Raw genomic sequence first — 3,153 nt, 5'->3', positions numbered from 1 at the left:
GACCACCACAGACGGAAGAATGTGATGTCCAGCAACAACCACCCACATAATTGTGAAGTGGTCGCACCAAAAATATTTGGCACTGACATTCATCGGCACACTGTTGAGTTCTCAAAGAACACGCGCACACCATCACTCGCGGACCGCAGTCCGTCCGTTCCGGGGCAACTGTTCCAGCCTAATCCCATCCACCCACAGACGCAAATCCGTGCGCTTCCCGAATCAGGGGCGGTGCGAAACCCTACCAGAAGGTTCCGAACCAGTGAAATTCGCAGGCGCCTTCGTCCAACCTCGTTTCCCGTACCTTCCGGTCCGGGTCGGTGTCCGTGTCGCTCTGACCTGGAATAAGTTACGCGAAGGCTACGCAGAACACCAAATCGGCAGGTCAACGCCAATTTTTCGTGCGAAACATGTCGGTGGAACCCGCATCGGATCGCATGCGTCGAACCCTGATGAGGGCACTTCCAAGGAAGGGGCAGGGATGCGGCGGGCAATTGCGTTGGTCGTGCTGTCGTCATTGCTGCCGCTCGCCGGTTGCGCCAGCTCGAACTCGGTGACGGGAAGAGCGCTCAAAGTGACGCCGTCCGAACTGTTCGACCCCTGCACCCTTCCCGACGATGCGCTCCGAAGCGTGAGTGTCGACCCTCTTACCGAGCGACCCGGTTTCGCCGGTGCTCAGTCGGAAGGCTGGGCAGTCTGCGCTTGGGAAGGCGAGTGGTACTTCTTGTCGATCTTCACGACCGACATCAGTGTCGAAGAGCTCCGTGCACGTCCCAAGAACACCGACTTCCGATCGGTCACTGTCGGAAAACGCGAAGCAGTCACCTTCCGCAGCGTCTACGAGATTCAGAACGACCTGTGCGACCTCGCCTATCCGACTTCACAGGGCACCGTGATCATCCGCGTGAACACCAAAGCGAACCTGGCTCCGCAGGAGGACCCCTGCGCAATCAGCCTCCGGACCGCGATCGACCTCGATCCGCGCATACCCGAGTAGGACCCAGAACGGAGAAGTCCATGACAGAACCGATCTCCCTGTTTCAGAGGCTGACTGCAACAGCGGAAGCGGGGCAACTCTTTCTCGAACCCGATGCGGCGCGAATGTGCTCAGAAGCCTGCAGTAAGTTCATCGACTCGCTCGTCGAGCTGTCGAGCATCACCGAGGATCTTGTCTGCAGAGATGCCTTCGGAACACTTCCCTCCGCCCAGGCCCTCGGGCAGAAGTTCGACGACAAAGCAATTGGCCCCGGTGGGTTCGCCGAGGTCCTTCAGCAGCACATCGACACCGTCACCCGTATGAAGGCGCTCTTCGAGGCCGCCGGCAAGGCGTACGTCGAAACCGACGCGGAGACGCGCGCCCGTATCGCCGCAGCGCACCCCGACAGATAGGGGAACCGACGATCGCGTCGCTGCGTCCAACCCGATAGGCATCACCATCGAGGAAGGACGACGGATGCGCACAGCCCTCACCGCTGTCCTGCTCGGCGCCTTTGTTGCGACGACCGCGGGGTGTTCGATCGACAACGCGATCAAGGGGCGAGCCACCAAGACCGGTCCCACCACCCCTGTTCGACCCTTGCACCCTTCCGGACGAGGCGCTCCACGCCATCGGGGTCGACCCGGCAACCGAATCCCCCGACTTCATGGGTGTCCAATCCGAAGGCTGGGAAGTCTGTGGATGGGAAGCCGACTGGTTCTACGTCACCGTCTTCACCAGCGACGTCACCGTCGAAGAGTTCCGCACACGCCCCCGAACGACCGACTTTCGCCCTGTCGAGGTCGGCAACCGCGAAGCATGGACCTTTCGAAGTACCGCGGATAGCCAACGAGGTCTGTGCGACCTCGTTTACCCAAGTTCTCAAGGCACCGTCCTCATACGTGCAGGCGCCCAGGGAACGGAACTGATGAGCAAAGACGGGATGCGCGAGGACCCCTGTGTCATCGCTGTCCGCGCCGCCACGACCCTCGACCCCTACGTTCCCGAATAACCAGGAGCCCCATGGACCGTCCGCAGACGCTGTTCACCCGGCTTGCTCAAGACGCCGAGAACGGCCACCTCTACCTCGAACCTCACGCCGCGGCCAACTGCGCACAAGCCTGCGAACAATTCCTGGACGTGCTGAACACCTTGTTGATCGAAGCGGATCGGCTTCAATGCAAGGAAGCCTTCGGACCGCTGCCCTCCGCCCAGTCCCTCGGCCAGAAGTTCGACGACAAAGCCATCGGCCCCGGCGGGTTCACCGAAGTCCTCCAGCAGCACATCGACACCGTGACTCGCATGAAGTACCTGTTCGAAGCCGCGGGCAAGGCATACGTCGAGACCGAGGACGAGAACGCCCGCGCTTTCGCAACCATCCCCGGCGGGAGATGACGAATGGGACTTCCTTCGTTCACCGACCTCCTGGCCGGACTGTCGATGCAGGCCCTCGGCCGGGGTGCGCAGGCCCTACCCGAGGTCGCCGCGACGATCGATTCGACCAGCGGCACCACCCGCATCGCGCTCGAAGTTCTCGACGCGATAGGCGGAATCCACGGGGTCGCGTGGGCGCAGGATCGGGCGGCGCGTGAGCGGGGCAGCGCCGCGCGCGCGGGGCTCGAGTCGACCTTCGGCGTCGCCGCGTCCGACTTCACCGGTGATTTCGAACCGCGGGCGGTGTCGGTGATGGAATTCTTCGAGGGCATGTCCCATGCCGAGATCGTGGAGTTCGTCGAGGCGATGAAGCCGTCGCGGATGCGGGAGAGCGTCGAGGGGTGGGGTCGCGCGCAGGTCCTCCTCGACGACAACCTCGAGGTGTTCCGCACCGCGATCGCGTCGGTGTTCACGGAACACTGGACGGGGACCACCGCGAGCGCCGCGGGCCGCGGTGTCGCCGACTACTCGGCGAGTCTGACGCAGCTCACCAATGCGCTCGCGTTGGTGACGAACAGCCTCGGCTACGCGAGCGCGGGCATCGAGCAGGTCAAGCAGCGACTCCCGGATCCCCCGCAGTCGACGTGGTCGCACGCGCTTCGCGCCGGTATCGCGGGCGGATTGACGACGCTGCCGACCGGAACTCTCTCTTTCCGAGTGAACGATCTCTTCCACGCAGAGGAAGAAGCCCGGGCGACTGCCGTCCGCATCATGCAGGAGGACTACGCGCCGACGGTCACGAC

The 3,153-nt window shown here is 63.0% G+C and carries 5 protein-coding genes; all 5 read left to right on the top strand.

What is annotated here, in order from left to right:
* Positions 1-262 precede the first annotated feature (262 nt).
* Complete coding sequence (locus tag I0Q12_RS01990; RefSeq protein WP_197250360.1) at positions 263-997, top strand: DUF3558 domain-containing protein; 735 nt, start codon at positions 263-265, stop codon at positions 995-997.
* A 20-nt stretch (positions 998-1,017) separates the two neighbouring features.
* Complete coding sequence (locus tag I0Q12_RS01985) at positions 1,018-1,389, top strand: hypothetical protein (RefSeq protein WP_197250359.1); 372 nt, start codon at positions 1,018-1,020, stop codon at positions 1,387-1,389.
* 101 nt (positions 1,390-1,490) lie between these two features.
* On the top strand, positions 1,491-1,988 hold the full coding sequence (locus I0Q12_RS01980; protein WP_197250358.1) for a DUF3558 domain-containing protein: 498 nt from the start codon (positions 1,491-1,493) through the stop codon (positions 1,986-1,988).
* An 11-nt stretch (positions 1,989-1,999) separates the two neighbouring features.
* Complete coding sequence (locus I0Q12_RS01975) at positions 2,000-2,371, top strand: hypothetical protein (RefSeq protein ID WP_197250357.1); 372 nt, start codon at positions 2,000-2,002, stop codon at positions 2,369-2,371.
* Between the two features lie 3 nt (positions 2,372-2,374).
* Positions 2,375-3,153, top strand: a 779-nt coding sequence (locus I0Q12_RS01970) for a hypothetical protein (RefSeq protein ID WP_197250356.1), incomplete at its 3' end; no start/stop codon positions are given.

The organism is Rhodococcus sp. CX (genome assembly GCF_015865005.1).
Taxonomy (GTDB): domain Bacteria; phylum Actinomycetota; class Actinomycetes; order Mycobacteriales; family Mycobacteriaceae; genus Rhodococcus.
Note: the sequence above shows the minus strand (reverse complement) of the source record. Positions and strands in the feature narration are given on the sequence as shown.